Here is a 25,216-nt window from a genome sequence, read left to right as displayed (position 1 = left end):
CACCATTATTCAAAATATTTATATTTTCAAAAATTTCCTTATTGATAAAGCTGACCCTAAACTACCAATCACAATACCAATACCAAGCAATAAGGCAATTAGTAAGAACAAGAAAGGATTGGGTTCAAGTAAAGAATAGGTAGAACTTGCTAAATAGTTAGTCATTGAACTATATCCTGTTAGATAAACATATGAGATGATTGAAACTGGAATCAGCGCACCGATCAATCCAATAAATGCTCCTTCAATTAAGAAAGGCCACCTGATGAACCAGTTTGTTGCACCTACAAGTTTCATAATTTCAATCTCAGTTCTTCTGGAGAAAATTGTAATCCTAATCGTATTGGATATTAAGAATACTGCCGTGAAGATGAGGGCAACAATAATGATCGTTCCAACATTTCTAACGGTACTCATTACCTCAAAGAGTCGATCAGCATCGGATCCGCCATAATTCACCTCTGCTACATAATCTAATCTTTCTGCTGCTTTTGCAACCTCCGCAGTAGATTCTGGTGAATTTGTATTCACTTCAAAGACATCATATAAGGGGTTATTATCTCCATCGAATAGTCCGAAAGTTTCTCCATAGCTTCCAATAACATTTTGTAGCTCTGTATCTCGACTGACAAATTCAACACTTTCAACATTATCTAACCCTTCAAGCGATGATTTTAGTGCTTCCTGATCTGCTTCTTCAGCAGCCAAATCTATATGGACACGGACGAGCACATTATTTTCTATATCAGACGCTAGTTTGTTCACATTCATTAGCAAGGCTATAAAGCTTCCTACTAGTAGCAACGTTACTGCCACTGCACTAACTGCCGCTAGTGTCATCCAGCCATTACGCACTATACTTCTTAATGATTCAACAATATGTCTTTTAACTGTTCTAAATTTCATATCCGTATTCCCCTCCTTCTTGATCACGGGCAATACGTCCATTTTCAACTGCCAAGACTCTATGTCTGACACGGTTTACAATTTCACTATTATGTGTAGCCATTATAATTGTTGTCCCTTGATTATTGATTTGTTCAAGCAACTCCATAATCCCCCAAGCTGTTTCCGGGTCTAGGTTACCTGTTGGCTCATCGGCAATTAATACTCGAGGCATATTCGCAATTGCTCGAGCGATTGCAATACGTTGCTGTTCCCCACCTGAAAGTTCATTCGGAAACATTCTTACTTTATGTTTCAAGCCAACCAGATCTAAAACCTCAAGAACCCGTTTTTGAATCTGTTTTGGATTCTTTTCTAAAACTTGCATTGCATAGGCAACATTTTCATATACTGTCAGTCTTGGAAGTAATTTAAAATCTTGAAATACTACTCCGACATGTCTTCTTAAATAAGGAATTTTTTTAGGCTTCAAGTTTTCAAGCTCGAATTCTCCTACTTTAACAGTTCCTTTAGTGGGCAATTCTTCTCTATATATCATTTTTATGAATGTAGATTTTCCTGCTCCACTCGGTCCAACGACATAAACGAATTCTCCCTGCTCTATTCGAACATCTAAACCGTTTATTGCTGTAATGCCATTTGAATATTTCTTATAAACATTAGACATTTCAATCATTATATAATCACCTATCTATTTATATTTATTCTTAACAATTCTGGTAGGCCATTCTGCTCAATAAATCATAGTAGTTATTTCTTCGTCTTAAGCCTTTTCTAGTATATCATTGGATTTACAGATGTCTGTTTTAATCCAATTACAAAAACATTTCAAAAAGTCATGATTGTATAATTCTGAACGGTCTAAACTTGGTCCCCTTTAGAATCAGCCTGTAATTCTCCACTTTTTATATAAATATTCTTTTTATAACCGAAACAAAACCCACTACGACCTTTTATTTTGGTTTTTTATGGGATTATATATATTTCTATTATGTTACAAAAGAGTAATAATTTGAAATTAAAAATATGTCCGAATTTTGACACTTCTTATGAACTTTCAATTTTTACGTAAAAAAGACTGCTTTGGACAGCCTTTCTATCCTCAAACAGTCTTCACCTTATTCATTTATTGTATTAGAGAACGCAAGTACGCTTCAATAAACTGATCAATTTCGCCATCCATAACAGCATCTGTATTTCCGCTTTCCACATTTGTTCTATGATCTTTTACCATAGAATAAGGATGGAATACGTATGATCTTATTTGAGATCCCCATCCGATTTCTTTTTGTTCTCCTTTTATCGCTGCCATTTGTTGAGCTTTTTCATCTAGTTCTTTTTGATATAATTTTGCTTTTAACATATTCATTGCTTGTTCTTTATTTGCCAGCTGCGATCTTCCTGCCTGGCTAGCTGCTACTAATCCTGTTTCCTTATGCGTAATCCTAACCGCAGACTCCGTTTTATTGATATGCTGTCCGCCAGCCCCACTAGCACGATACGTATCTACTCTGATATCATCTGGATTGATTTCAATATCAATATCTTCATTGATTTCTGGCGCAACATCTATAGATACAAATGAAGTATGTCTACGTCCACTCGAATCAAATGGTGATATTCTAACTAATCTATGAACGCCTTTTTCAGCTTTGAGAAGACCATATGCATGCTGTCCTTTAACTAGTAGGGTTACGCTTTTGATGCCCGCTTCTTCACCATTCTGATAATCAAGTACTTCATATGAAAATCCCTTTTTGTCAAACCACCTTGTGTACATTCTATAAAGCATTTCTCCCCAGTCTTGGGATTCAGTTCCGCCAGCACCAGGATGGATTTCAAGGATTGCATTATTATTGTCATACGGTTCACTTAACAACATTTCTAATTCAAATGCTTCAATCTCTTTAGTCAGCGATTGAATACCTTCTTCTAATTCAGCTCTGATGTCTTCATCTTGTTCTTCCTCCAGCATTTCAATCATCGTCGTATATTCTTCAACTTGACTTGCTAAAGATTGAAAAGACTGATAGGTACTTTTTACATTATTTGCTTCATCTATGATTATTTGAGCTTTTTGCTGATCATTCCAAAAAGACGGATCAGACATTTGTTCATCGTATTCTGCTATATCAACTTCCATAGCCTCTAAGTCAAAGAGACCCCCTGAAATCTGATACTTTCTGGCTTGCTGCTTGTAGTGCATTCCTTATTTCACTAATTTCCATTATGATATCCTCCTAAAATTCGGGCAGAAAAACGCCTCTTACAACCAACATCTGTTTTTATAAGATTTCTTTTATTCGCTCATATGACTTCTCATCTCACTGTAAGTGAATAACAATTGTGAACCAATGTAGTATTGGTTCAGTTCTTTTTTCTTATTCTACAGATGCCTCATATTTGTAAGAGGGTTCATTTCTCTATATTACAGCTTATTACGCAAACTATCCTAATCTTGTGTGGGTTTCTTCATCATGTGAAAATGTCGGCTTTTTCGCTTGTCCACGTTTAGCCTTTTTACCATTACTATTTGGTGTTGCTTGCTCACGCTGCAAGTTCTGACGAATTTGTGATTTCATCAATAGACGAGTTACTTCGTATTCAATTTCACCGATCATGTCTTCAAATAATGTAAATCCTTCTTGCTGGTACTCTGTTAAAGGATTGAATTGGCCATAAGAACGCAGCCCGATCCCTTGACGCAATTGATCCATCTGATCAATATGATCAGTCCATTTACGGTCTACAACACGCAGAATAACAACTTTCTCAAATTCTAATACTTGTTCTTTTCCATTCAACTGGTCAGTTTTCTCTTCATAATTCTCTCGAGCCAAGTCAACTAGGATATTTTCGATCTCAGCAGCTGATTTACCTTTCAGGTCTTCTTCGGATAACTGGTCAGGATGTACCAGAACAGTATGGGCAAATTCAACAATATGAGAAAGATTCCATTTACTTCTATCCTCTTGTTGGGTGTTTAGTTGAACGTAACGTTCAATTGTTCTACGAATCATTGGAACTGTTACATAATTCAAAGACTCTTCTTCCAGAATGACTTCTTGTCTTTGAGTGTAGATAACTTCACGTTGTTCACGCATAACATCATCGTATTTAAGGACATTTCTACGAGTGTCATAATTATTTCCTTCAACACGTTTTTGTGCTGATTCTACTTGACGACTGATCATGCGACTTTGGATAACCGCATCATCTTCTGAAATTTTTAATTGTTCTAACACCATACGAATACGTTCAGATCCAAAACGTTTCATTAAATCGTCTTCAAGAGATAAATAGAATTGTGAAACGCCAGGATCTCCTTGACGACCGGAACGGCCACGCAACTGATTATCAATACGTCTTGATTCATGTCTTTCAGTACCGATTACAGCCAGTCCACCTAATTCTTTAACACCAGGTCCTAATTTAATATCTGTACCACGACCAGCCATATTGGTAGCGATCGTAACAGCTCCCGGCTGCCCAGCGTTCACGACAATTTCCGCTTCTCTAAAGTGGTTTTTCGCATTTAAAACTTCGTGTGGAACGCCTTCTTTTCTTAGTAAGCGACTGATTCTTTCAGAAGTTTCAACAGCTACTGTACCTACTAAAATAGGTTGACCTTTTTTATGGCGCTCTTTGATATCTTGAGCTACTGCATTAAACTTATTTTCTAAAGTCGGATATAATAAGTCATCACGGTCATCACGAATAAGTTCGCGGTTCGTTGGAATTGCAATAACATTCATATTATAAATCTCACGAAATTCTTCTTCTTCTGTTTTAGCTGTACCTGTCATCCCAGATAGCTTCTTATACATACGGAAGTAGTTCTGGAAGGTAATAGTCGCCATTGTTTTAGATTCTTTCTGAATTTCTACACCTTCTTTAGCTTCAATAGCTTGGTGTAATCCGTCAGAATAACGACGACCATCCATGATACGCCCAGTAAACTGATCAACAATTTTGACTTCTCCATTATTAACTACATAATCAATATCTAAAAGCATAATAAAGTTAGCTCTTAAAGACTGGTCCAAGTGATGGATTAAAGTCTGATTCTCAAGATCATATAAATTGTTTACTCGGAAAGTTTTCTCAGCCTTTTCGATCCCTTCTTCAGTTAAAGAAATAGATTTGGACTGCAGATCTATCGTGTAGTCTTCCTCTTCCTTTAATCCTTTGACAAAGAAGTCACAACGAGTGTAAAAAGAAGTTGATCGATTAGCCTGTCCAGAAATAATTAATGGTGTTCTTGCCTCATCAACTAAAATCGAATCCACTTCATCAAGAATTGCAAAATTCAATGGTCTTTGAACCATTTGTTCTTTGTATACGACCATATTGTCTCGTAAATAATCGAATCCAAGTTCATTATTAGTAGAATATGTTATATCGCAATTATATGCTTCACGCTTTTCGCTAGAATTTTTCCCATTAAGATTTAATCCAACAGTCAATCCCATCCAGCGGTATAACTCGCCCATTTCTTCAGCATCACGAGTAGCCAGATAATCATTGACTGTTACAACGTGCACGCCTTCTCCAGAAATGGCATTTAAATAAACCGGCATAGTAGCTGTCAGCGTTTTACCTTCACCAGTTTTCATTTCAGAGATATTACCTTCATGGAGTGACATTCCACCCATTAACTGTACACGGAAAGGAAACAAACCTAGTACACGTTTAGCTGCTTCACGAACAGTCGCAAAAGCTTCAGGTAATAAATCATCTAAAGTTTCACCGTTATGATAGCGTGATTTAAATTCTTGTGTGCGAGCTTTCAATTCTTCATCTGATAAAGCAGCAATTTCTTCTTCCATACTTTCAATACGGTCGGCAATTTTTCCATAACGACGCAGTTCTTTCTTGTCATTATCAAACAAATTTTTAAGTAAATGAGCCATTTTTATAAATCTCCTCTTTAATCGTGTAATCTCTTCATTATCGTTATATATCAAAAGTTATACTAACCGATTTTCATACTATACTATCATACCATTATTGTTTCACAAAAAAAAGCCCGGTTATCGCACTGTTAACTACTCATCACTTAGGTAAATCTAACGATTCTTGATGCTTGACGAGAGGTTCTTGATTTCATCTAAGCAAATATAGGTAATGGTCTCTTACCAGTTTGATGGTTTCATTCTGAACAGATCGAACTAATATAGGCATTAAAAAAGGCGAGCATTCTCTGCTCGCCTCCATTTATTTACTTAATCTGTTTCAATTAATCCATATTTTCCGTCTTTACGTTTATAGACAATGCTTGATCCGTTTGTATCAGCATCTTCAAAAATAAAGAAATTATGACCTAACATATCCATTTGCAGGATTGCTTCTTCAGCATCCATCGGTTTCAAGCTTAGACGTTTTGTACGCACGATAGCTGCTCCAATTTCTTCTTCAGTAGATGACTCTTCATCATCAATATCAAGATCTGCCCATAAATCTGGGTTTGTAGGTTGAGGTGCATCCACACCTTGTGATCTACGGTTTTTACGATTGATTTTAGTTTTATATTTTCTCATTTGTCTTTCCAGTTTGCTTACAACCAGATCAACGCTTCCATATAAATCTGGAGAAGTTTCTTCCGCACGTAAGACGATATAAGGAAGTGGTACTGTAACTTCTACTTTCGCAGTTTTATCAGAGTAGGTTTTAAGATTAACATGTGCACTAGCTTCAGGCACATCTTTAAAATATTTTTCAATCTTACCTACTTTTTTCTCAACATATTCCCTGATTGCTTGGGTCACTTCTATGTTTTCTCCGCGAACATTGTATCTTAGCATATTGCTTCACCCTTCCAAATCTATTTTACTTTGAGTCATTTTAGCACAAATCTTAAAATAACTCTTTAACAAACACTTTACTTTTGTTTGTTAACTTAGTTTCATTATACATGACAGCGGTTACTTTCTCAATGTATCTATAGTATTTTATTTTATTCTCTTATCTAAATAAAGACAGCGTCTTCACATTACGCGCCCCGGCAGCTAAAACACACTCTACTGCAAAAAGTATGGTTCTTCCAGTTGTATAAACATCATCGATGATCATGACATTTTTATTACAGAGTTTGGGCTTCATTTCTTTTTTTATTGAAAAAGGCTGTACTGTTTCCAACCGTTCTCGACGGTTTTTACTGGCCTGATTACTTTCAATACTCTTGTTTTCTAAAACTTGTATAAAGGATACTCCTGCAGTTTTTAGCAAAATCTCTGTCTGATTGAATCCTCTCCTTGCAAAACTCTTTTTCGATATTGGAATCGGTATGATCATATCTATTGCTTTATAACCACTGATTACTTTAGCTAAACTGTCTGCTACCATTTTTGCCACACGTATATCCCCGGTAAATTTGAAACGCTCCATCCATTCTTTGCCAAATTCATCATACGAATAAAGAGCGTAATGACTAAACGGATAATCTGGATAAATTTTCTGCCAGTTCATACAATCCTGACATATTGATTTATCCAATTGCTTTCTATGACACTTTGGGCAGCATGAATCCAGTTTAATTGTATCAAATTTTAGTGCACAGGTTCCGCAAACCACTCTAGGTTCTATCTTAGTAAAAGTTAGTAGTTGAGATATCGAAAAGTTTGTAATTATTTCTCTTTTACACCATACACATTTATTCATTTTTTATCAGTCCTCTGCTCCTTGCGATATGATTCATTCTTTTTATTTGTTTGATTGCTCTTTTGATTGCAATCGTCAAACCGTCATGATAATAAATCACTTCTCCACTAGGATAATCAGGTGAACGACCTGCACGTCCCGCTATTTGCACCAATGCTGACTCCGTATAGATCTGATCATCCGCTCCAATAACCAGTACATCAATATCTATAAATGTGACACCTCTCTCTAATATTGTTGTAGTCAATAGAAAATCAAGCTTTTGATCCCGCATAGCTTGGACTTTTCTTTTTCTATCTGAGTCTTCTGAATGAACTGATTCAAACTTTTTCTTTGGAATAACTTCTCTTAAGATACATTCAAATTGTTCCATCCATTTAATATTCGGAACAAATACTAAGAACCTTTTCTCTGATTTTAATAGTTCCAATATTTTTCTATAAACTTTTGTTTTCATCGGATTTTTCAGCAAGCGTTCTTTCCAATTGTTTTCCTTGACCGTTACAGGAACTGGCAAAGCATGACCATGATATCTGGCTGGTAAGATACTAGATTGTATTTTGTTTTCTTTAATTTTTTTCTGGTATATTCTGTCTGGTGTTGCCGTAAGATATATAAGTGCAGATTCCTTTTTTCGTGCTTTTTCTGATGCAAACTGCAACGAATCATCTAATCTGAAAGGAAAAGCATCAATTTCATCAATTATCAGCAAATCAAAAGCTTCTTTGAATCGATACAACTGATGAGTAGTCGCCACCACAAGCTGTGTATAAGTATAGGCTTCTTCCATACCTCCGTATAAAACAATCATTGTAACTGTTGGAAAGGCGTTTTTAAGTCTAGGGGCTAATTCTAAACAAACATCTACTCGAGGAGAAGCCAGACAAATCCTTTTATTTTGTCTAATTGCTGTTTCGATTCCTGAAAAAAGCATTTCTGTTTTACCAGCTCCAGCTACTGCCCATAAGAGTCTAGTTTCATTTTTTTTAATCGTCTGAACCAACTCCTCAGATGCTATTTCCTGCTGCGACGACAACCTTCCTTTCCAGTGTAAAATTGGTTCAGCAGCTTTTTGAAAAATATTTGGTTCTGGAAGATGATAAAATGTACTGCAGCGTCTGACTTTACCCATCTGTATGCACTTCGTGCAATAAGTACAAGGCTGTTTACAGTAACACTGATTCTGCTCTATGGGATAAACTGGTGCATTGCATCTTCGACAATATTCTTTTCCGTTTCGTTTAATAAATCCTGTGCTTGTCTCTAGCCTAAGCTCTAACTCTTCTGTAAAGTCGCTTTCTTCTGTTAATTCCTGTTTCAATACTTCTCTACCAAATAAAATTGATTTATCGAAACATTCCCTCATTTCATGATCCCCTTATATAAATATTCTACTTATATACTGATCAGTGATCTGAAAAGATAACTTTATTTTTCTTTAATAAATAAAAAACTAGCGTATAAATACGCTAGTTCAGCTAAATTTCATTTACTTAATTTGTCATTCAATAATAAATCGTACTATTCATCACTTGTTTTTATTGTCCATGTCATTCCTATTGCACCTTCCCCTGTATGCACTCCGATAACAGGACCTAAAAAGCTGAGATTAAATTCTACGTCTGGAAATTTCGTTTCTAAATTTTCTTTAAATGCTAAGCCTTCTTGTTCACTGAAAGCATGCACAACTGTAGCTTGGATAGGATAATCAGAAGAACGTACAGATTCTTCTAACAAGTTTTCAATCTTTCGCAAAGCTTTTTTCTTTGTACGTATTTTATCAAAAGGTACAATCAATCCATCTACAAATGTTAAAACTGGTTTAATACTTAATAGAGTGGCTACACTTCCTGCAGCTCTTGATAATCTACCACCTTTCACAAGGTTTGTTAGATCGTCTACAACAAAATATAATTCTGTTGCTTCTTTGATCTGATCTAATTTTTTCAGAATTTCTTCAACTGTAGCACCTTTTTGTGCTAACTTGGCAGCTTCTATAACTTGAAATGCTTGCCCGGCAGCTGCCAGTTCAGAATCATAAGGATAAATCTCTACATGTTCAATAGCTTGTGACACACTTACTGCATTTTGATAAGTCCCTGAAATTCCACTTGATAAATGTATACTAATAATGGCATCATATTCTTTTCCTAATTCTTCATAAAGTGCAGTAAAATCTCCCACAGTAGGTTGTGAACTAGTAGGTAGTTTATCCATTTCCCGTACTCTTAAAAAAAATTCTTCTGAAGTAATATCTATTTCTTCTTTGTATACCTCACTTTGAACTATACATGATAAAGGAACCGAATAGATATTATATAAATCATATTGTTCATGAGATAAATAAGCTGTACTATCTGTTACAACGGCTATACTCATCTTTTCACCTCGTCTCTATAATACTCTAGTCAGAATATATGGTTTTCATAAAAAAGTAATTTTCAGCGAAAATATCTAAATTTCTAATGAAAAAGTCGCCTTGTAAACACACCAGATTCATTATACACTAATTGGATAAAAAAGAGAAAGGTTGATTTAAATATGCAGAATTTCCGGACCATAAAAGAAAACGGTTCGCATGAAATCCAAATAAAAAAATCACGCTTTATTTGCCACTTAAAAAGAACTGAAACAGAAGAAGAAGCTATACACCATATTGAATCAATAAAAAAAGAACATTGGAAAGCTAATCATAATTGTTCAGCTTACATATTGGGAGAAAGACAAGAATTCCAGCGCGCTCATGATGATGGCGAACCAAGCGGTACTGCCGGCGTTCCTATGTTAGAGATTCTTAAGAAAAGAAACTTAAATAACATTACCGCTGTTGTCACAAGATATTTTGGCGGGATAAAATTGGGTGCCGGAGGACTGATTAGAGCTTACAGTGGTTCTGTCAACGCTGCTCTTTCTTCTATTGGAATAGTTGAACGCCAGTTACACCAATTCATTACTGTAAGTGTTTCTTATCCTATGAGTGGAAAATTTGAAAATCAGCTTAGACAATCTGAATATATTTTACAGGAAATCCATTATACTGAATCAGTAAGTTTTGAATGTCTAATTCGTTTAGAGAATATCGAACAGTTCCTTAACGAAGTAACCGAATGGACTAGTGACCAAGGAGTTTGTACCCGAGGGAAACAAGCCTGGATTGAATTAGAAGTAAGTGAATAAAATTTATTAATTTAATCTATATTTTTACAAATATGATAATTTTGTGTCTAGTTTTGCACATAAACTATACAGTATCATAAAATTTTCTGTCTAAGCTTGACACTAACAACTAGAAAGATAATAATGTAGAATAGATTATTTTGCCATTTATTAAACTTTCTTCCTATAAAGGAGTACTAGATTTGTCTAAAAATAATAATAGTCGTTCTAATGTACGACGTTCAAGTAAAAAGAAAAAACAAAAAATTGCCTTAGCTATTCTCATTCCACTTTTCACCATCATTTTATTTGCTATGGCTTATTTTGCAAGACTGCTTGCTACAACTGAAAATGCAATTGAAGCTTCTTATCAAGAAGTAGAACGATCTACTCCAGTCGCAGAGGTTGATCCAATAACCGAACCCGTATCTTTTCTGATCCTTGGGGTCGATAACGATCAAGAAGATTCTCGATCTTTGGGTTCAACTCGTGCAGATTCCATTATTTACGCTACTGTAAATCCGATTACTCGCAAAATGAATATGGTTTCTATTCCCCGTGATACTTATGTACCGATCATGCAAGATAATCAAGTCGTTAAGTACGATCGGATTAATTCTGCTTATGCACTAGGGCAAGAAAGTACAATGATCGAAACTGTAGAATCATGGCTAGACGTGCCTATCCACTATTATGCTACTTTCAATTTTGATGCTTTTTTAGAGATCATTGATGCTTTAGGCGGGATTGAAATGGATGTCCCTATCACCTTCTCTGAGCAAGATTCTTCTGGAAAATCTGGAATGATTCATTTAGAGGAAGGACTACAAACGTTAAACGGAGAAGAAGCGCTTGCACTAGCTAGAACTAGAAAAATTGACAACGATGTAGAACGCGGCCATCGTCAGCAGCTAGTAATAGAAGCGATTATGAAAAAAGCTTTAAATATCGGTTCCATTCCTAAATATACGGATATTGTTGAAACAGTCGGGGCTAATATGCGTACGAATATGCGTATCAGTGATATGACTGCTCTTGCTAAAACGGGTCTTAATTCTGACTTCGCAATACAATCACACGTTTTTGAATGGTCAAGCTTTACTGAAAGAGGCATGGATCTAGTTAAAATCGATCCAACTAGCTTTGCAAATATCCAACTGGAATTACAAAATTCTCTTGATCCAAATTTCTCTGATGATTCAGCTTATACTGATGAGAATAATGATGAAGAGACCACATCAAACAACTCTTCTAATCAAGAGACTACTATAACAGAACTTGAAACTGCTGAACCAGAGACAGATTCACAGTAAATACAAAAAGAAACCAGATGATTATTTATCGTCTGGTTTCTTTTTGTTTAATTTATATCCAAATTCTCGTATTGATTTTAATAACGGTCTTCTATCTGCCCCAACTAATCCAATAATCTCTACGAACAATTCTACACCTACAAATACTGAAATAGTTAGTAAAATTGAACCCCAGAATGTTGAAAAATTATACAATAAAGCAATGATTGAGAAAATAGCTGATACACTATAAATGGCTAGCACGGTTTGTCTGTGAGATAAACCTAAAGACATCAACCGATGATGAATGTGATTTTTATCTGCAACCGAAATTGACTGCCGATTCATTTTTCTTCGAATCATTGCAAATAGTGTGTCAGTGACTGGTATTCCTAAAATAACGACCGGTAAGACAAGTGAAATCAGTGTAGCATTTTTCAAACCTTGCAGAGAAAATATTCCAATCATAAATCCTATAAATAACGCACCCGTGTCTCCAAGAAAAAGACTAGCAGGATGAAAGTTATAAGGTAAAAAGCCTGCAATAGCAGCTACAAGTACAAAAATCATAATTGATATTGACACTTCTTGTATTGTCAGGAAAAAGAACCCGATGATTCCCATAGTTGTAAGTGCGATAATGGAAACGCCACTTGCGAGACCATCCAGCCCATCAATCAAATTCACTGCATTAGTAAATCCGAGAATCCAGAGTAAAGTAAAAGGCAGACTCCAAGAACCAAATTCTAATGTTCCAAACAATGGTAGTGTCATTGTTTCCAGGGAGATACCGCCAAAGTAATAAACAACTAAAGCACCTAGCAAAATACCAATTACTTTTAGTAATGGCGTTAAGTTTTTCAGATCATCTATACACCCTGTCAACAAAACGATCAGCGAACCCAAAAAAATGGGAAGTATCAGTGAAGTTGGTATCGGCAGCAAAATAAACAGCGCGAAATAAAAAGCAATAAAAATTGCAATCCCGCCCATTGTTGGCATTATTTTATTGTGAACTCTTCTTGCATCCGGGACATCTACCCAATTGAATTTCATTGCGACTCTTTTATAAACAGCAGTCAAAATCATACTGAGTATTACAGTGGCAATACAGACAAGAAGAACTAAGTACATATCATACATTTTAACTATCCCATTTCTGGTAAACTTTCTTTCATTATAACATTGAAAGAATCGAAAACACAATTGCATTATTACATCATCTGAATTAAACTTGAGAATAGAATTACAATATTAAAACAAAAAATAATAAATGAGTTAATTAAAGAATCGAGGTTGACATGCGTTCACAAAAACATGTTAAAAGACAAAAAAGAAATAAATGGATTAAACGAATTTTATTTACTATCTTAGTTTTAGTTTTTTTCGTTACTGGAACCGTAGTAGGCTACTACGGCAGTGAAATCATACGCGTTTTAAGTGATGTATCTGAAAATACACCTGAAGAGCTACAAGACACTTCCGAACAAGATGCACGTCTAGAAGAATTACATCCCTTTTCTGTTTTATTACTTGGGCTCGATGACGCTGATGGAACCAGACGTTCTGATACATTAATTGTTGCGACTATTAACCCTAATGAGGAATCTGTAAAACTTGTTTCTATCCCTCGAGACACGATGATTACTTTACCTGATTCAGACCGTTCAGAAAAGATCAATGCTCTCTATACGATCTACGGTGTTTCTGGAACCATTGATTATGTTGAAGAATATCTAGACATCCCTATTTCTTATTACGCAACTCTGAATTTTGAAGGCTTAGTGGATCTTGTCGATGCAGTAGGTGGGATTACAGTAGATTCACCATTAGCTTTCACCGTACAAGATAGTGACGAAAATTCAGATGCTATCGAAATCGAAGAGGGTCTGCAAACTGTAGATGGAGAACATGCTTTAGGATATGCCCGAATGAGAAAACAAGATCCAAGAGGCGATTGGGGTAGACAAGAAAGACAACAGGAAGTCATCCAAACATTAGCAGAAAAACTAATGTCTCTAGACTCATTTGTAAACTTCGCTCCAATAATGGATGCTGTAAGAGAAAATCTTCAAACGAATCTTTCTGGTCAACAAATCTGGACAATTGCCAATAATTATACAGAAGCTGCAAATGATGTTGAATCCCTTGAAATACAAGGCGAAGCAGATTACGTCTATTTCCCTTCCTATGATCTAGATTTATATGTCTGGCTTCCTTTTGATGAATCTATTGAAGAAATTCAAAGTACATTACGTGAGCACTTAGAATTAGATCCTTCCACTGACAGTATCGATGAAGGCGAAGTAGGGATCGATGAAGAATTAGAAAATATTCCTTCTGAGTCTGGTGATTCATTTTCTAATCCACTAGAAGAGGAACAATACGAAGAAACAGAGTAACCTCAACCCAAGAACTCTACTATAAAAAAAGTCTTACCGATTCAATTATTGAATCGGTAAGACTTTTTTATCCATTACTTCAAGTCTGACAATGGTTTACTCAGCCTTTCATCAAGTAGTGTATACCATAAGTTATATCCTTCTCCATTCGGATGTACTGCATCATCTAAATAGTATTCTAACGAATGATTAGAATTTGCAATTTTTCTGGACATCAGTGAATAAATATCAATAAAATTCCATCCTTGTTTTTGAACAAAAGCACTCACTTCATCATTATATTGATCATAGGTTAAAGTTCCATTATCTAAATATATATCGTTATAAATAGTGGGATTCGCTGTCGTAAGAATAACTAACGTATTAGGCAGATTTTCCTGGAATCGATTCATAATTCCAATTAATTCTTCTTTTGTTAAGGATAGATCGTTTTGAGGAAATCGATTGTTGTTGATTAGACAAAGCTCAAAAATAACAATATCAGGCTTTGATTCAATCGTTTCAGTAATCTTTTCCTGAACTAGTAAATCGGTTGTGCTATAGCCATTGTATCCTCTGTTCCACACTTTAGCATTGATTTCTTCATACTGGTTCAAACGTTGTTCTACTCTCGTTCCCCAAACTGGCTGTTCAGCAGTAGCTCCTTTCCCTCTTGTTACACTACTTCCCAATACAGCAATATCGACTTGTCCATCTCGCTTAGTTATAAACTTGGCTCTATCCAAGATGCTTTCAGAATCTTTAGTTGTCAGCTCCATATACTCTTCAGTGAGTTCTTGTGACTCTGCTTCTTGTTGTTTTGTTAAAAACCAATACAAAATGCTCAAGGAGACCAATATGAGAAAAACAGCTATTAAATAATTTGTTTTTGCCAGCTTTAACTTTTCCTTCATAAGATTTGCTCTCCTTTTAATTAAAGTAATTGATTATCTTTCTGGTTAACAGTCTACTGTAAAACAGTACCATTTTATCGAATTCTTAATCAATTGTCTTAAAAAAATATATATTGTTATATTTCTGGCACATTTTTTAACTTGGTGATTATAATCTTTTAAAAACTTAAAAAACCTAAAGAGTAAGTACTCTTCAGGTTTTAAAAAATTCATTTATTAGAAATAATGTACTTCATTAGTCGCTGCGTTCCCCAAACTACTTTTTAGTTGCTTCCAAGAAAAATTCATACCGATCTCCCACATATTGAGAACGAACATATTCAAATGGCGTACCATCTTGGCTATAACTGACTTGCCGTAATCTGAGAACAGAAGAACCTCGCTTGATTCCCAACATCTCTGCTATTGATTCCGATGCCCAAGTAGCCGAAATCGTCTGTTCTGCATGATCTACCCGCATGCCTTTTTCTACTTCCAGCGTTTTAAACAAATGCTGTGTAATTTGTTTTTTACTTAAATCTTTCACATATTTATAAGGGATTGTTGCTACTTCATAACAAATCGGAACTCCATCCGCCGAACGGATTCTTTCCATGATCAGAACTTCTTCATTGTGTTCGATCATTAGTTTTTCAGCTTCACTGATACTAGCTGGTTTAGTGTGGAAAGCAACTAATTGGCTTGTAGGAGTTTTCCCTTGGCGCTCAACAGTTTCAGTAAAACTTGGTACACCACTCATTTTTTCTCGAACTTTTTCTAAAGCTACGAATGTACCTGAACCTCTTCGTCTTTCAAGTAATCCTTCATCTACGAGGGTATTTACTGCTTGTCTAGCCGTCATACGACTCACATCAAACTGTAAAGCTAAATCTCTTTCGGAAGGAATTTTGGTTCCTTCTTTCCATTCACCAGTATTGATCCATTCTCTCATCTGGTTATGCATTTGAATATATACAGGCATTTTTTTTGGCATGCAATTCTTCCTTTCTAACTCCATATGTCAAACTAATTCAAAAGTTTCACTGATAAACAAACATCAGCTTTCACTCTACAAGACATTAGGGGTGTTAGAATACCTTAAAGTTTGCTTGCAGCTGCCTCATCGATTATGACCGTAACATCATCATGCGTCTGTAAAATGCTGGCTGGTACTTGCTCAGTGATTGGTCCATTAAGCATATCATGTACTGCTTCAGCTTTACTCTCACCAAAGGCCATTAACAGAATTTTTTTTGCAGATAAAATGGACTTGATTCCCATAGAAAATGCATATTTAGGTACATCTTCTTCGGACTCAAAATATCTCTTATTTGCATTAATTGTTGCCTCAGTAAGCTTTTCAACATGTGTTTCTTGTAGAAAAGATGTGCCAGGCTCATTGAACCCAATGTGAGCATTTGTGCCAATACCAAGAATCTGCAAGTCGATAGGGTATTCTTCTATAATCTTATTGTACCTTTTTACTTCTTCATCTTCATCCCCTAATCCATCAGGAATAAAACTTTTTTTAAAAGGTTTATCTTTAAATAAATTTTCTTGCATAAAAGTATGATAACTTTGTGGATGATCTGCAGGAAGGCCTTTATATTCATCCAGATTAATAGAAATCAAGTTCGAATAATCCGTATTACTTGCCCTCATTTCTTTGTAGAGGGTTTCAGGTGTACTTCCAGTAGCCAGTCCCAACACTGCTGCATCACTATGGATTGCTTTTTCAACTAATTCAAATGCCTTTTTTCCGCCTTCTACTTTATCTTTTGTTATAATTACATTCATTTTTGAATTATTTTTAATTGTCTTATCTATCATCTTGGATTTCTCCTCCTAATATGGTTTCAAGCAATGTTAAGTCCTCTCCTAAAATCAGCATATCTGCATCCTTATTAGGCAGTAAAGATCCTTTATTTTCTAATGAAAATTCTTTTGCTTGGTTAACTGAACTCATTTTAACAGCTTCTTCAATGCTGCAGCCTGTATATTCTATAACGTTTCTGAAGGCATCTATATACGTCAATACGCTGCCTGCCAGAGTACCGTCTTCTAATCGGGCTCGTTTATCTTTTACTATAACTTGTTGTCCACCTAATTCACTTTTGCCCTCAGGAACTCCTTTTGCACGCATAGAGTCTGTAATTAACTCAATGCCCTCTGCCCCTTTAGCTTTATAAGCTAGTTTGACCATTTCCGGAACGATATGGAAACCATCCACGATCATCTCAACCATAACATTTTTTTCCAACAAACCAAATCCAGTCACACCTATTTCTCTGTGATGTAATCCTCTTTGTGCATTGAACAGATGAGTGACATGAGTTGCTGCAGATTCCTTTAAATCATTATATTTAGCATCTGAATGTCCAACTGACATGATAATATTATTTTCTTTACAATACTCTTCAAATTCAGAGACATCTCCTGTTTCAGGTGCATAGGTGACTAGACGAATTCGACCACCACTCAAATTATTCCACTTTTCGATTTTATCTTTATCAGCAACTACTATATATTTCTCTGGTTGAGCTCCTTTATGTTTAACTGAAATAAAAGGTCCTTCAATATGAATTCCCTGTATTACCGGATTTGATGCCGCTGCTTTATTAAGATTTCTCAGTGATCTTTCAATATTTTCATCCGACTGTGTCATGGTAGTAGGAAAATAACTTGTAACGCCTTCTTTCAACATTTTTCTAATCATTTCGTTGATTTCTTCAGGAGTTCCATCCATATTGTCAATCAAATATCCGCCATGGCTGTGCACATCAATAAAGCCAGGAATTACTTTTTTACCCTTCAGGTCCATTACTTCTTCATCCGACTGTGCTTCAAATGCTTCCATTTTCCCAACGCCGATTATCTCTTTATCAAAACGAATATATCCTTTTTCTATTGAATCTTCTCCGGTGTAAATATGCGCATTTGTCAAAACCTTAACCATATAAATTCCTCCTTAGGTTTTACTCAAGCTTATTATAATTGGTATATACCAAAAAGTCAAATATATAAATTTTACTCCCGATCTAGAAGCTGTTTCTCTATTCACTCAAGCTATTTTCAGTTTAAGTTAAAACACAAATCCATTTTCTCTATCTACTTTACTTCTTTTTTGATTTGAGTTGGTACATAAGCCCCTTTTATCTCTCTACTCAGTTTCTCTTCCGGCTCGAGTTCCACTATAACTGCCGATAAGACAAAAAGGACCGAGACAATTGTCTCGATCCTTTTAAAATAATATTTATCTCCAGAAGTCATCAAATATCGTAACTGGCAAATGGCGTTTATGTTGCGTTTTCAAGTACCAATCTTCAATCGTTTTTGCAGCTTGTTCAGAAACTTCTTTTCCTGCAAGGTACTGATCAATTTCTTCATAAGTAACACCTAAAGCATCTTCATCAGATCTTCCTGGTCTGTCACTTTCCAAATCAGCTGTTGGAATTTTTTCATAAAACTTAGCAGGAGCACCCAACTCTTTCAATAACGCTTTACCTTGACCTTTACTCAATCTAAATAGTGGATTCAAGTCTGTTCCGCCGTCGCCGTACTTTGTGAAGAATCCAGTTACACTTTCTGCTGAATGATCTGTTCCTAATACTACTCCATTATGATTGGCTGCTACTGCATATTGTACGACCATACGCTCACGCGCTTTGATATTTCCTTTATTAAAATCAGTGATTTTTACTCCACCTTCTCTAAGAGAAGTTTCATTTGCATCAACAGTTGGTTTGATATTCACACGTACAACCTTATCTGGTTTCATCCAGTCGATTGCTGCCATAGCTTCTTCTTCATCTGCTTGTTCACCATAAGGTAAGCGCATGGCAATAAACGCATACTCTTCATTTCCTGTTTCTTCACGTAGTTCTTCCATTGCAATTTGTGCTAATTTACCTAGCAATGATGAATCTTGTCCACCAGAGATGCCTAATACTAACGTCTTAAGAAAATTATTTTTTTTTAAATAATCTTTCATTAAGTCAACACTTTTTCTAATTTCTTCTTTTGGATCTATTTCCGGCTTGACTGCCATTTCTTCAATAATCTGTTTTTGTAATTCTGACATTGGCTACGTCATCTCCTATTTAAGTTTTTAAGAAATTTCTGTATTCTTAGTTTATCATAAATTTTTAAATAGCTTTAAAACAATGATTTTGACTGATCAGTTGGCATTTTTTTGAACAAATTGATTGTTTCAACTTTTGCTTCATAAAGTTTTTGTGAAAGATCTACAGGGTAAGGTTCTGGATTTAATAAACGTTTGTGTTCTTCCCACTGTTCAGATAGACTTTGCATTGCATAGTCTCTTATCTCTTCAAGTGTAGGTAATGTATATACTACCTTTCCATCTACTATAATATCGTGTAATAAAGGGCGTGCATTATAATCAGTGATTGTTTTATTGATATAAGTATATTGAGGATGGAACATAAATAATTCTTCCTGTTCATTTGGACGTTCATCTACCAGTGAAATATAATCCCCTTCTGGCTTTTTATCATTATAAGAACGCACACGCCAAACCTGTTTTTTTCCTGGAGTTGTAATCTTCGCAACGTTGCCGGTTAACTTTAGTGTGTGGTGCATATTGCCATCATTACCTTCTACCGATACGATTTTATAAACTGCACCCAGTGCTGGCTGATCATAGGCTGTAATCATTTTAGTCCCTACACCCCACACATCAATTTTAGCTCCCTGCATTTTCAGATTCAGAATCGTTTCAGCATCTAAATCATTTGAAACAAATATTTTTGCCTCTTTAAAGCCAGCTTCATCTAACTGCTGACGCACTCTTTTAGATAAGTAAGATAAATCTCCCGAGTCCAAACGAACACCTAAAAAATTGATGGAGTCTCCCATTTCTCTAGCAACTTTGATAGCAGTTGGAACACCTGATTCCAGGGTATTGAATGTATCTACAAGAAACACACAATCTTTGTGTGTCTCAGCATAGGCTTTAAAAGCTTGATATTCATCTCGATAAGCTTGGACTAACGCATGTGCATGGGTTCCAGAAGCTGGGATACCAAAAATTTTTGCTGCTCTTGTATTGCTAGTAGAATCTACTCCTGCAATATAAGTTGCACGAGCTCCCCAAATTGCTGCATCCATTTCCTGAGCGCGACGCGCACCAAATTCTAAAACAGGATCATTTCCAGCAGCACTCTTGATTTGCGCAGCTTTAGTGGCAACTAAGGTCTGGAAGTTCACGATATTTAATAAAGCTGTCTCAATCAATTGACAATCAACAATCGAACCTTCTACTTGAATTAAAGGTTCATTTGCAAATGCTACTTCTCCTTCTTTGAAAGATCTAAGCGTTCCTTTAAATCGCCAATTCTTTAAATAAGTTAAAAACTCTTCAGGATATTGCTCAATCTCTCTTAAATAGGCAATATCTGATTCTTTAAAACGCAGTTCTTCTATATATCTGACAACTCTCTCTAATCCTGTAAAAATCGTATAACCCATGCCGAATGGATTGTTGCGGTAATAAACTTCAAATACAGCACGTTTTTGATCATTACCTTTTTTCCAATGGGTTAAAATCATATTAATTTCATATAAATCAGTATGCAACGCTACGCTATCATCCGTATACGTTCGGTTCATTTTAATATCCTCCTAGTGGTACTTATAATATGTTAGCTAGTATATCACATTCCAGCTATTATTTACTTGTGAAAATAATGACTATGTCCATGTTTGCATCACAATTTACTTCTTCTGGTCCATACACTGTTTATACACTTTCATTGTTTCCAGCCCTTGTTTTTCAATTGTAAACTGACTACTCCATTTGTAAAATCGTTCACCTTTTTGTTCCAGAGTATCTAATTCCCAGTCTGTACACGCTTCTTCTAGCGCTGCGGCCAATTCATCTGATGAAGCTTTCTGTACTAGCCAACCCACAGACTTATTAGGAATCATTTCACCAATATCGCCAACATCCGTAGCAATAACTGGTATGTGATGCTCACCGGCTTCTAGCGCAACTAAGGGAAAACTTTCACTCAATGAAGGCAACACCATAACATCTGCTTGAGCGATCTGTTTACTAACTTCTGTGCCCTCTACCCATCCTAATAAATTTATTTTATCTGATAAATCCAATTCATCGGCAAGTTTTTTTAGATCTGATTCTTCTTGTCCAGTTCCGCAAATTGTCAAGGTCCAGTTTGTTTGCTTTATTTTACTCAAGGCTTGAATCAAGTATCGATGTCCCTTGACCCATTCCAGCCTCCCAACCGTAATAATATTAAAAAGATTTGAATTCTTATTAATTTTAGAGTGGTTCAAATTGAAATTTCTTCCATTATGAACAACTGATACATTGTCAGAGGGTACTCCGCTACTAACTAATATTTCTTTTATCTCACTTGAAACTGCAATTACCTGATCTGGTTTTCTTATCGTACGTAAATTAAGTACTTCAAAAATCCGACCCTTGATTCCTCTATCATTAAAATCGAGTGTAGGATCGCTGTGTACAGTCATTACCCATCTTGCTGCTAATCGTTTCTTTGTTAAAGAAATCAATAGATTGGCTCTTGGACCATGTGTATGCAGGATCGTATACTCACGATCATTGATAAAAGATTTAAGTCTTGATAGGATCGAAAGATCATATCGAGATTTTTGAGGAAGTATAAATACATTTATACCGTTTTTTCTAGCCATTTCAGCTACTGGTCCATCTTCGAATACTAATAAGTCCATCTCCAGCTGGGAAACCCCTTGAAAGATTGATAGAATATGAAACAAGCCTCCGCCATATTCGTTTCCCGCATTTACATGTAATACTTTCATTAACTATCTCGTTTCTTTTTTGTTTTTTCTAATGCCTTCTGTTTATTGACTTCTTGCATAAATGCAGGCAAAGCAAGCATTCTACGATATCTAGACGGTTGTTTAACTAACCTGTACAACCACTCTACATGGAGTTTTTGTACAATTTTAGGGGCTCGCTTAGCTTTCCCAGACAGCACGTCAAAGCTGCCGCCTACTCCAACGGCTATACCATGTCCAGCAGCCTTCAAATATTCATGAATCCATTTTTCTTGTCGAGGAAAACCGAATGCTACTAATATTAAGTCAGGTTCAACTGACTTTACGTGATCAATCATTGCACTGTCTGAATGATCAAAGTAACCATGATGATAGCCTGCAACTACTAGGTTCGGCCATAACTTTTCAGCATTATTGACAGCTTTTTCAACGATTTCTTCTTTAGCCCCTATGAAATATACTCGTTTTTTATGCATATTGGATAATTCCAGTAACCCCAACATTAATTCAAACCCTGGTACTCTCTCTTTGATAGGTGTTCCTAACTTCTTAGCGGCTCTCACGATTCCTATACCATCTGGTGCTACATAATCTGCTTTTAACAATAAATTATAGTATTCATCATCTTCTTTAGCATACATAACAATTTCCGGGTTTGCAGTCACAAGAAACGTTTTCTGGTTCGCTTCCATCCGTGCAAGCAGCCGAGCCAAAAATTCTACTCGAGTTAAATTATCAAAAGGAATGCCTAATATCGAAACCTTTTTATCGTCCATTCCATTCATCCGTTCCGTAAGTTCTATTGCTATTATTGTAATACAATTTTGCCCTAGCGTACAGCCTTCAATTTGTTTATATTCAGACTATTTTAAAGGTTTAATGATTATAGTTCTAATTAGGAACTATATTTCTACGATAATTTTGGATTAAATCGATCTCAATAGAATTGAATTTCCTAAGTAACAAAAAAAAGTGAAAGAAGTCTATGCACTTCTTTCACTCTTTACTAGTACTACTATTGATCAATTATAATCTAACTTCTTCTACTTCATTTCCTTTTTTGTTTTTTACGTTGATTCTGGTCGGTTTGATTTCCAGCACTAAAATATTTGGATCTTCTTTACTTGAATACTGCTTATCCATGTAGTCATTCCATGACTTATCGATAATTTCCTGATTTTTGACCATTGAGACTTGTCCTTCAACTTCGACATAATCTTTATCGATAATCCCTTCTTCATAGCCAAGTAAGACAAATACATTAGGATTTACTTCAAGATCTTCCACTTTTTCAGTTCGCTTGTCCGTTATAGTGTATAAAGTGAATTCTTCGCTATAAAAAGACATATAACGTGCCATTGGTTTATTTTCAGAAATTGTCGCCATTACACCAACATCATTTTAAGAGCCTTTTCTTTTATATCTACCAATATTTTCATCTCCTTTAGTATTTATATTAACTATGACAGAGAAAGCTTTTTCAAGCAAAGAATTCGCTTATAATATTTAGACAAACAAAAAAAGCAGCATATGAGCTACTCTTAAGTTTAGACTATTAAATGCTGTATCTATTCTATGATTGAACTTGATTTTTCCCCGATGTTTTACCTCTATATAACATTCGATCTGCACGATTAAACAATTGACTAACGGTTTCAGTCGGCATATATTGTGCTATCCCAGAACTACTTGTTACTTCTGCAGGTTCACTAAAATCTGCCGCATTGAGTTCTTGCCTGATTTTGTCAGCAATCTGATGTGCTTCTTTTTTCTTAGTTTCCGGCAATACAATCATAAATTTTCCGCCTTCAAAACTTCCTGCATAATCCTCTTCTTTTATATGATTTTCGATGATTTGACTAGCTTTACGAATAATTTCATCTCCGAATAAAGGACCAAATAGTGAATTCTGATGACTCAAATTATCAATATCTAATAAAATAATTGAGAGAGCCTTGTTGGAGCCTACTTGGGCTTCATTTACTAGTTTCCCTAATTCGAATAAGATATTTGCACGATTATATAAGCCCGTCATAGAATCTTTTTTAGATTGGATTGCCCATTCTTTATTTTCTTCAAGCAACCTTCGCCGTTCTTCTTCATATTCAGTGACGTCAAATACAATTCCAGATAAGAATAAAGGTGCGCCCTCAGCAGTTCTTTTCGTTACTTTTCCACGGTCATAATAAGTACGGTAATCACCGCTTTTAGTTTTTATACGATATCTAACTTCCCATACAGGAATTTTGTTTCCTAAATGATCTCTCATAGCATCCATTACTCGCTCATAATCATCTGGATGAAGACGATCAGTAAAAAACTGAAAATCAACATATTCTGGAAGCTCTTCTTTTTTAAACCCTAAAGCGATTGCCTTCATTGGGTTAAATGTCACTCTATTAACTTGAAAATCCCAGAACCAATGTCCTAAATTACCTGACCAGGCAAAATCTAATGAGTCTTGTTCCTCTTGCAGTTTCAACAATTCATTATTCAATCGCTTAACGGAATCTAATTCTTTTTTTAATGATTGAATTTCTAGATTGAGTTTATTCTCTGTCATTTACTCACACCTCTCACAAATAATTATAAGTGATAGAATCAACGTTTCATACAGATAATAAGCGTTCAATGCTAAAAAAAGAATGTCTGTTCACATTTATGTCATAATGTAAAATCATTAATTTTAATAATCGGAATATTTTAGCTGGTTAAACTCTCAACTAATAAATCTGCTACTAATAATAAATATTCTAGTTAATAATTATTCCTCTATGTTTAATTAATGCCTACTGAACAATTGGGCTAATTTGAAATGGAGAAAAGTTCAATAGAACTAAACAGCTTTTTTTCCGATTTTTCAGTTGTCCAAAAAAAGAGCGCAAGCGATTGCGATTAATGTTATCTACATTCATCGCAATGACGGATAAGGCAATCGTAGTCAAGGTAGTTTCGCGGAGTTTGGTGCGGATATTTTCCATACCGAAACAACGCTTCAGTAAACTGAAGCCGCGCTCAACTTCTACACGATCTGCATTATCGCGATATTCGATTTCTTTGTCTCTGGTTTGGTCTTTCTTTGGACGACCAAGTGATGGTCCGGCTAGGCGAATGCCTCGTA

General features: G+C 35.5%; 23 protein-coding genes. 3 read left to right on the top strand and 20 right to left on the bottom strand.

The window, feature by feature from the left end:
- Positions 1-18: 18 nt before the first annotated feature.
- From ftsX to BM212_RS04180, 8 genes are all read right to left on the bottom strand, one after another.
- Positions 19-906, bottom strand: a complete 888-nt coding sequence (ftsX, locus tag BM212_RS04215; RefSeq protein ID WP_091896545.1) for a permease-like cell division protein FtsX — start codon at positions 904-906, stop codon at positions 19-21.
- Positions 896-1,582, bottom strand: a complete 687-nt coding sequence (gene ftsE / locus BM212_RS04210; RefSeq protein WP_087058932.1) for a cell division ATP-binding protein FtsE — start codon at positions 1,580-1,582, stop codon at positions 896-898. Before ftsE ends, ftsX begins: the two co-directional genes overlap by 11 nt.
- Before the next feature lie 450 nt (positions 1,583-2,032).
- Positions 2,033-3,134 (bottom strand): peptide chain release factor 2 gene (gene prfB, locus BM212_RS04205; protein ID WP_425434170.1). Its coding sequence is split into 2 segments (ribosomal slippage): positions 2,033-3,061 and positions 3,063-3,134, totalling 1,101 coding nucleotides; the frame shifts between segments, so codons are not numbered across the junction.
- A gap of 219 nt (positions 3,135-3,353) precedes the next feature.
- Entirely contained in the window at positions 3,354-5,819 is a 2,466-nt protein-coding gene (gene secA, locus BM212_RS04200; RefSeq protein ID WP_091896539.1) for a preprotein translocase subunit SecA, read from the bottom strand.
- A gap of 312 nt (positions 5,820-6,131) precedes the next feature.
- The gene (hpf, locus tag BM212_RS04195) at positions 6,132-6,710 is read right to left on the bottom strand and encodes a ribosome hibernation-promoting factor, HPF/YfiA family (protein ID WP_072694222.1); all 579 of its coding nucleotides are present in this window, start codon (positions 6,708-6,710) and stop codon (positions 6,132-6,134) included.
- A gap of 160 nt (positions 6,711-6,870) precedes the next feature.
- Complete coding sequence (locus tag BM212_RS04190) at positions 6,871-7,374, bottom strand: ComF family protein (RefSeq protein WP_177206305.1); 504 nt, start codon at positions 7,372-7,374, stop codon at positions 6,871-6,873.
- Positions 7,375-7,558: 184 nt separating this feature from the next.
- Positions 7,559-8,932 carry an ATP-dependent helicase ComFA gene (locus BM212_RS04185; RefSeq protein WP_072694220.1) on the bottom strand — a complete coding sequence of 458 codons (1,374 nt, stop codon included), beginning with the start codon at positions 8,930-8,932 and terminating at the stop codon, positions 7,559-7,561.
- Positions 8,933-9,087: 155 nt separating this feature from the next.
- The gene (locus BM212_RS04180) at positions 9,088-9,945 is read right to left on the bottom strand and encodes a DegV family protein (protein ID WP_072694219.1); all 858 of its coding nucleotides are present in this window, start codon (positions 9,943-9,945) and stop codon (positions 9,088-9,090) included.
- 162 nt (positions 9,946-10,107) lie between these two features.
- On the opposite strand from BM212_RS04180, the gene BM212_RS04175 reads away from it, so the two are divergent.
- Positions 10,108-10,743: a YigZ family protein gene (locus BM212_RS04175; protein WP_072694218.1), complete on the top strand. Its 636-nt coding sequence runs from the start codon at positions 10,108-10,110 to the stop codon at positions 10,741-10,743.
- 182 nt (positions 10,744-10,925) lie between these two features.
- Positions 10,926-12,035: an LCP family protein gene (locus BM212_RS04170; RefSeq protein ID WP_245750928.1), complete on the top strand. Its 1,110-nt coding sequence runs from the start codon at positions 10,926-10,928 to the stop codon at positions 12,033-12,035.
- 21 nt (positions 12,036-12,056) lie between these two features.
- Here the strand turns inward: BM212_RS04170 and BM212_RS04165 are convergent, their stop codons facing one another.
- Positions 12,057-13,148: a glycosyltransferase family 4 protein gene (locus BM212_RS04165; RefSeq protein ID WP_091896587.1), complete on the bottom strand. Its 1,092-nt coding sequence runs from the start codon at positions 13,146-13,148 to the stop codon at positions 12,057-12,059.
- 167 nt (positions 13,149-13,315) lie between these two features.
- On the opposite strand from BM212_RS04165, the gene BM212_RS04160 reads away from it, so the two are divergent.
- Positions 13,316-14,416, top strand: coding sequence for an LCP family protein (locus tag BM212_RS04160; RefSeq protein ID WP_072694216.1), 1,101 nt, complete (start codon positions 13,316-13,318; stop codon positions 14,414-14,416).
- Positions 14,417-14,490: 74 nt separating this feature from the next.
- Here the strand turns inward: BM212_RS04160 and BM212_RS04155 are convergent, their stop codons facing one another.
- From BM212_RS04155 to BM212_RS04105, 11 genes are all read right to left on the bottom strand, one after another.
- Positions 14,491-15,309, bottom strand: a complete 819-nt coding sequence (locus tag BM212_RS04155) for an SGNH/GDSL hydrolase family protein (RefSeq protein ID WP_072694215.1) — start codon at positions 15,307-15,309, stop codon at positions 14,491-14,493.
- 256 nt (positions 15,310-15,565) lie between these two features.
- Positions 15,566-16,282, bottom strand: a complete 717-nt coding sequence (locus BM212_RS04150; protein ID WP_072694214.1) for a GntR family transcriptional regulator — start codon at positions 16,280-16,282, stop codon at positions 15,566-15,568.
- Between the two features lie 104 nt (positions 16,283-16,386).
- Positions 16,387-17,085 (bottom strand): glucosamine-6-phosphate deaminase, encoded by a 699-nt coding sequence (nagB, locus tag BM212_RS04145; RefSeq protein WP_072696005.1) that lies wholly within the window; start codon positions 17,083-17,085, stop codon positions 16,387-16,389.
- Positions 17,086-17,107: 22 nt separating this feature from the next.
- The gene (nagA, locus tag BM212_RS04140; RefSeq protein ID WP_072694213.1) at positions 17,108-18,244 is read right to left on the bottom strand and encodes an N-acetylglucosamine-6-phosphate deacetylase; all 1,137 of its coding nucleotides are present in this window, start codon (positions 18,242-18,244) and stop codon (positions 17,108-17,110) included.
- A 297-nt stretch (positions 18,245-18,541) separates the two neighbouring features.
- Positions 18,542-19,369, bottom strand: coding sequence for an ammonia-dependent NAD(+) synthetase (gene nadE, locus BM212_RS04135; RefSeq protein WP_072694212.1), 828 nt, complete (start codon positions 19,367-19,369; stop codon positions 18,542-18,544).
- Positions 19,370-19,443: 74 nt separating this feature from the next.
- On the bottom strand, positions 19,444-20,919 hold the full coding sequence (locus BM212_RS04130; protein WP_072694211.1) for a nicotinate phosphoribosyltransferase: 1,476 nt from the start codon (positions 20,917-20,919) through the stop codon (positions 19,444-19,446).
- Between the two features lie 105 nt (positions 20,920-21,024).
- Positions 21,025-22,116 carry a glycosyltransferase family 4 protein gene (locus tag BM212_RS04125; RefSeq protein WP_091896533.1) on the bottom strand — a complete coding sequence of 364 codons (1,092 nt, stop codon included), beginning with the start codon at positions 22,114-22,116 and terminating at the stop codon, positions 21,025-21,027.
- Positions 22,116-22,871, bottom strand: a complete 756-nt coding sequence (locus tag BM212_RS04120) for a WecB/TagA/CpsF family glycosyltransferase (protein WP_072694209.1) — start codon at positions 22,869-22,871, stop codon at positions 22,116-22,118. Before BM212_RS04120 ends, BM212_RS04125 begins: the two co-directional genes overlap by 1 nt.
- Positions 22,872-23,121: 250 nt before the next feature.
- Positions 23,122-23,481 carry a pyridoxamine 5'-phosphate oxidase family protein gene (locus BM212_RS04115; RefSeq protein WP_091896530.1) on the bottom strand — a complete coding sequence of 120 codons (360 nt, stop codon included), beginning with the start codon at positions 23,479-23,481 and terminating at the stop codon, positions 23,122-23,124.
- A 187-nt stretch (positions 23,482-23,668) separates the two neighbouring features.
- Positions 23,669-24,658 carry a sensor domain-containing diguanylate cyclase gene (locus tag BM212_RS04110; protein WP_072694207.1) on the bottom strand — a complete coding sequence of 330 codons (990 nt, stop codon included), beginning with the start codon at positions 24,656-24,658 and terminating at the stop codon, positions 23,669-23,671.
- A 226-nt stretch (positions 24,659-24,884) separates the two neighbouring features.
- Positions 24,885-25,216, bottom strand: a 332-nt coding sequence (locus tag BM212_RS04105; RefSeq protein WP_143744904.1) for a transposase, incomplete at its 5' end; no start/stop codon positions are given.

Origin of the sequence: Marinilactibacillus piezotolerans, from assembly GCF_900114235.1 — a bacterium.
GTDB classification, from domain to species: domain Bacteria; phylum Bacillota; class Bacilli; order Lactobacillales; family Carnobacteriaceae_A; genus Marinilactibacillus; species Marinilactibacillus piezotolerans.
The sequence above is the reverse complement of the archived record's forward strand: the minus strand, read 5'-3'. Positions and strand labels throughout refer to the sequence as shown.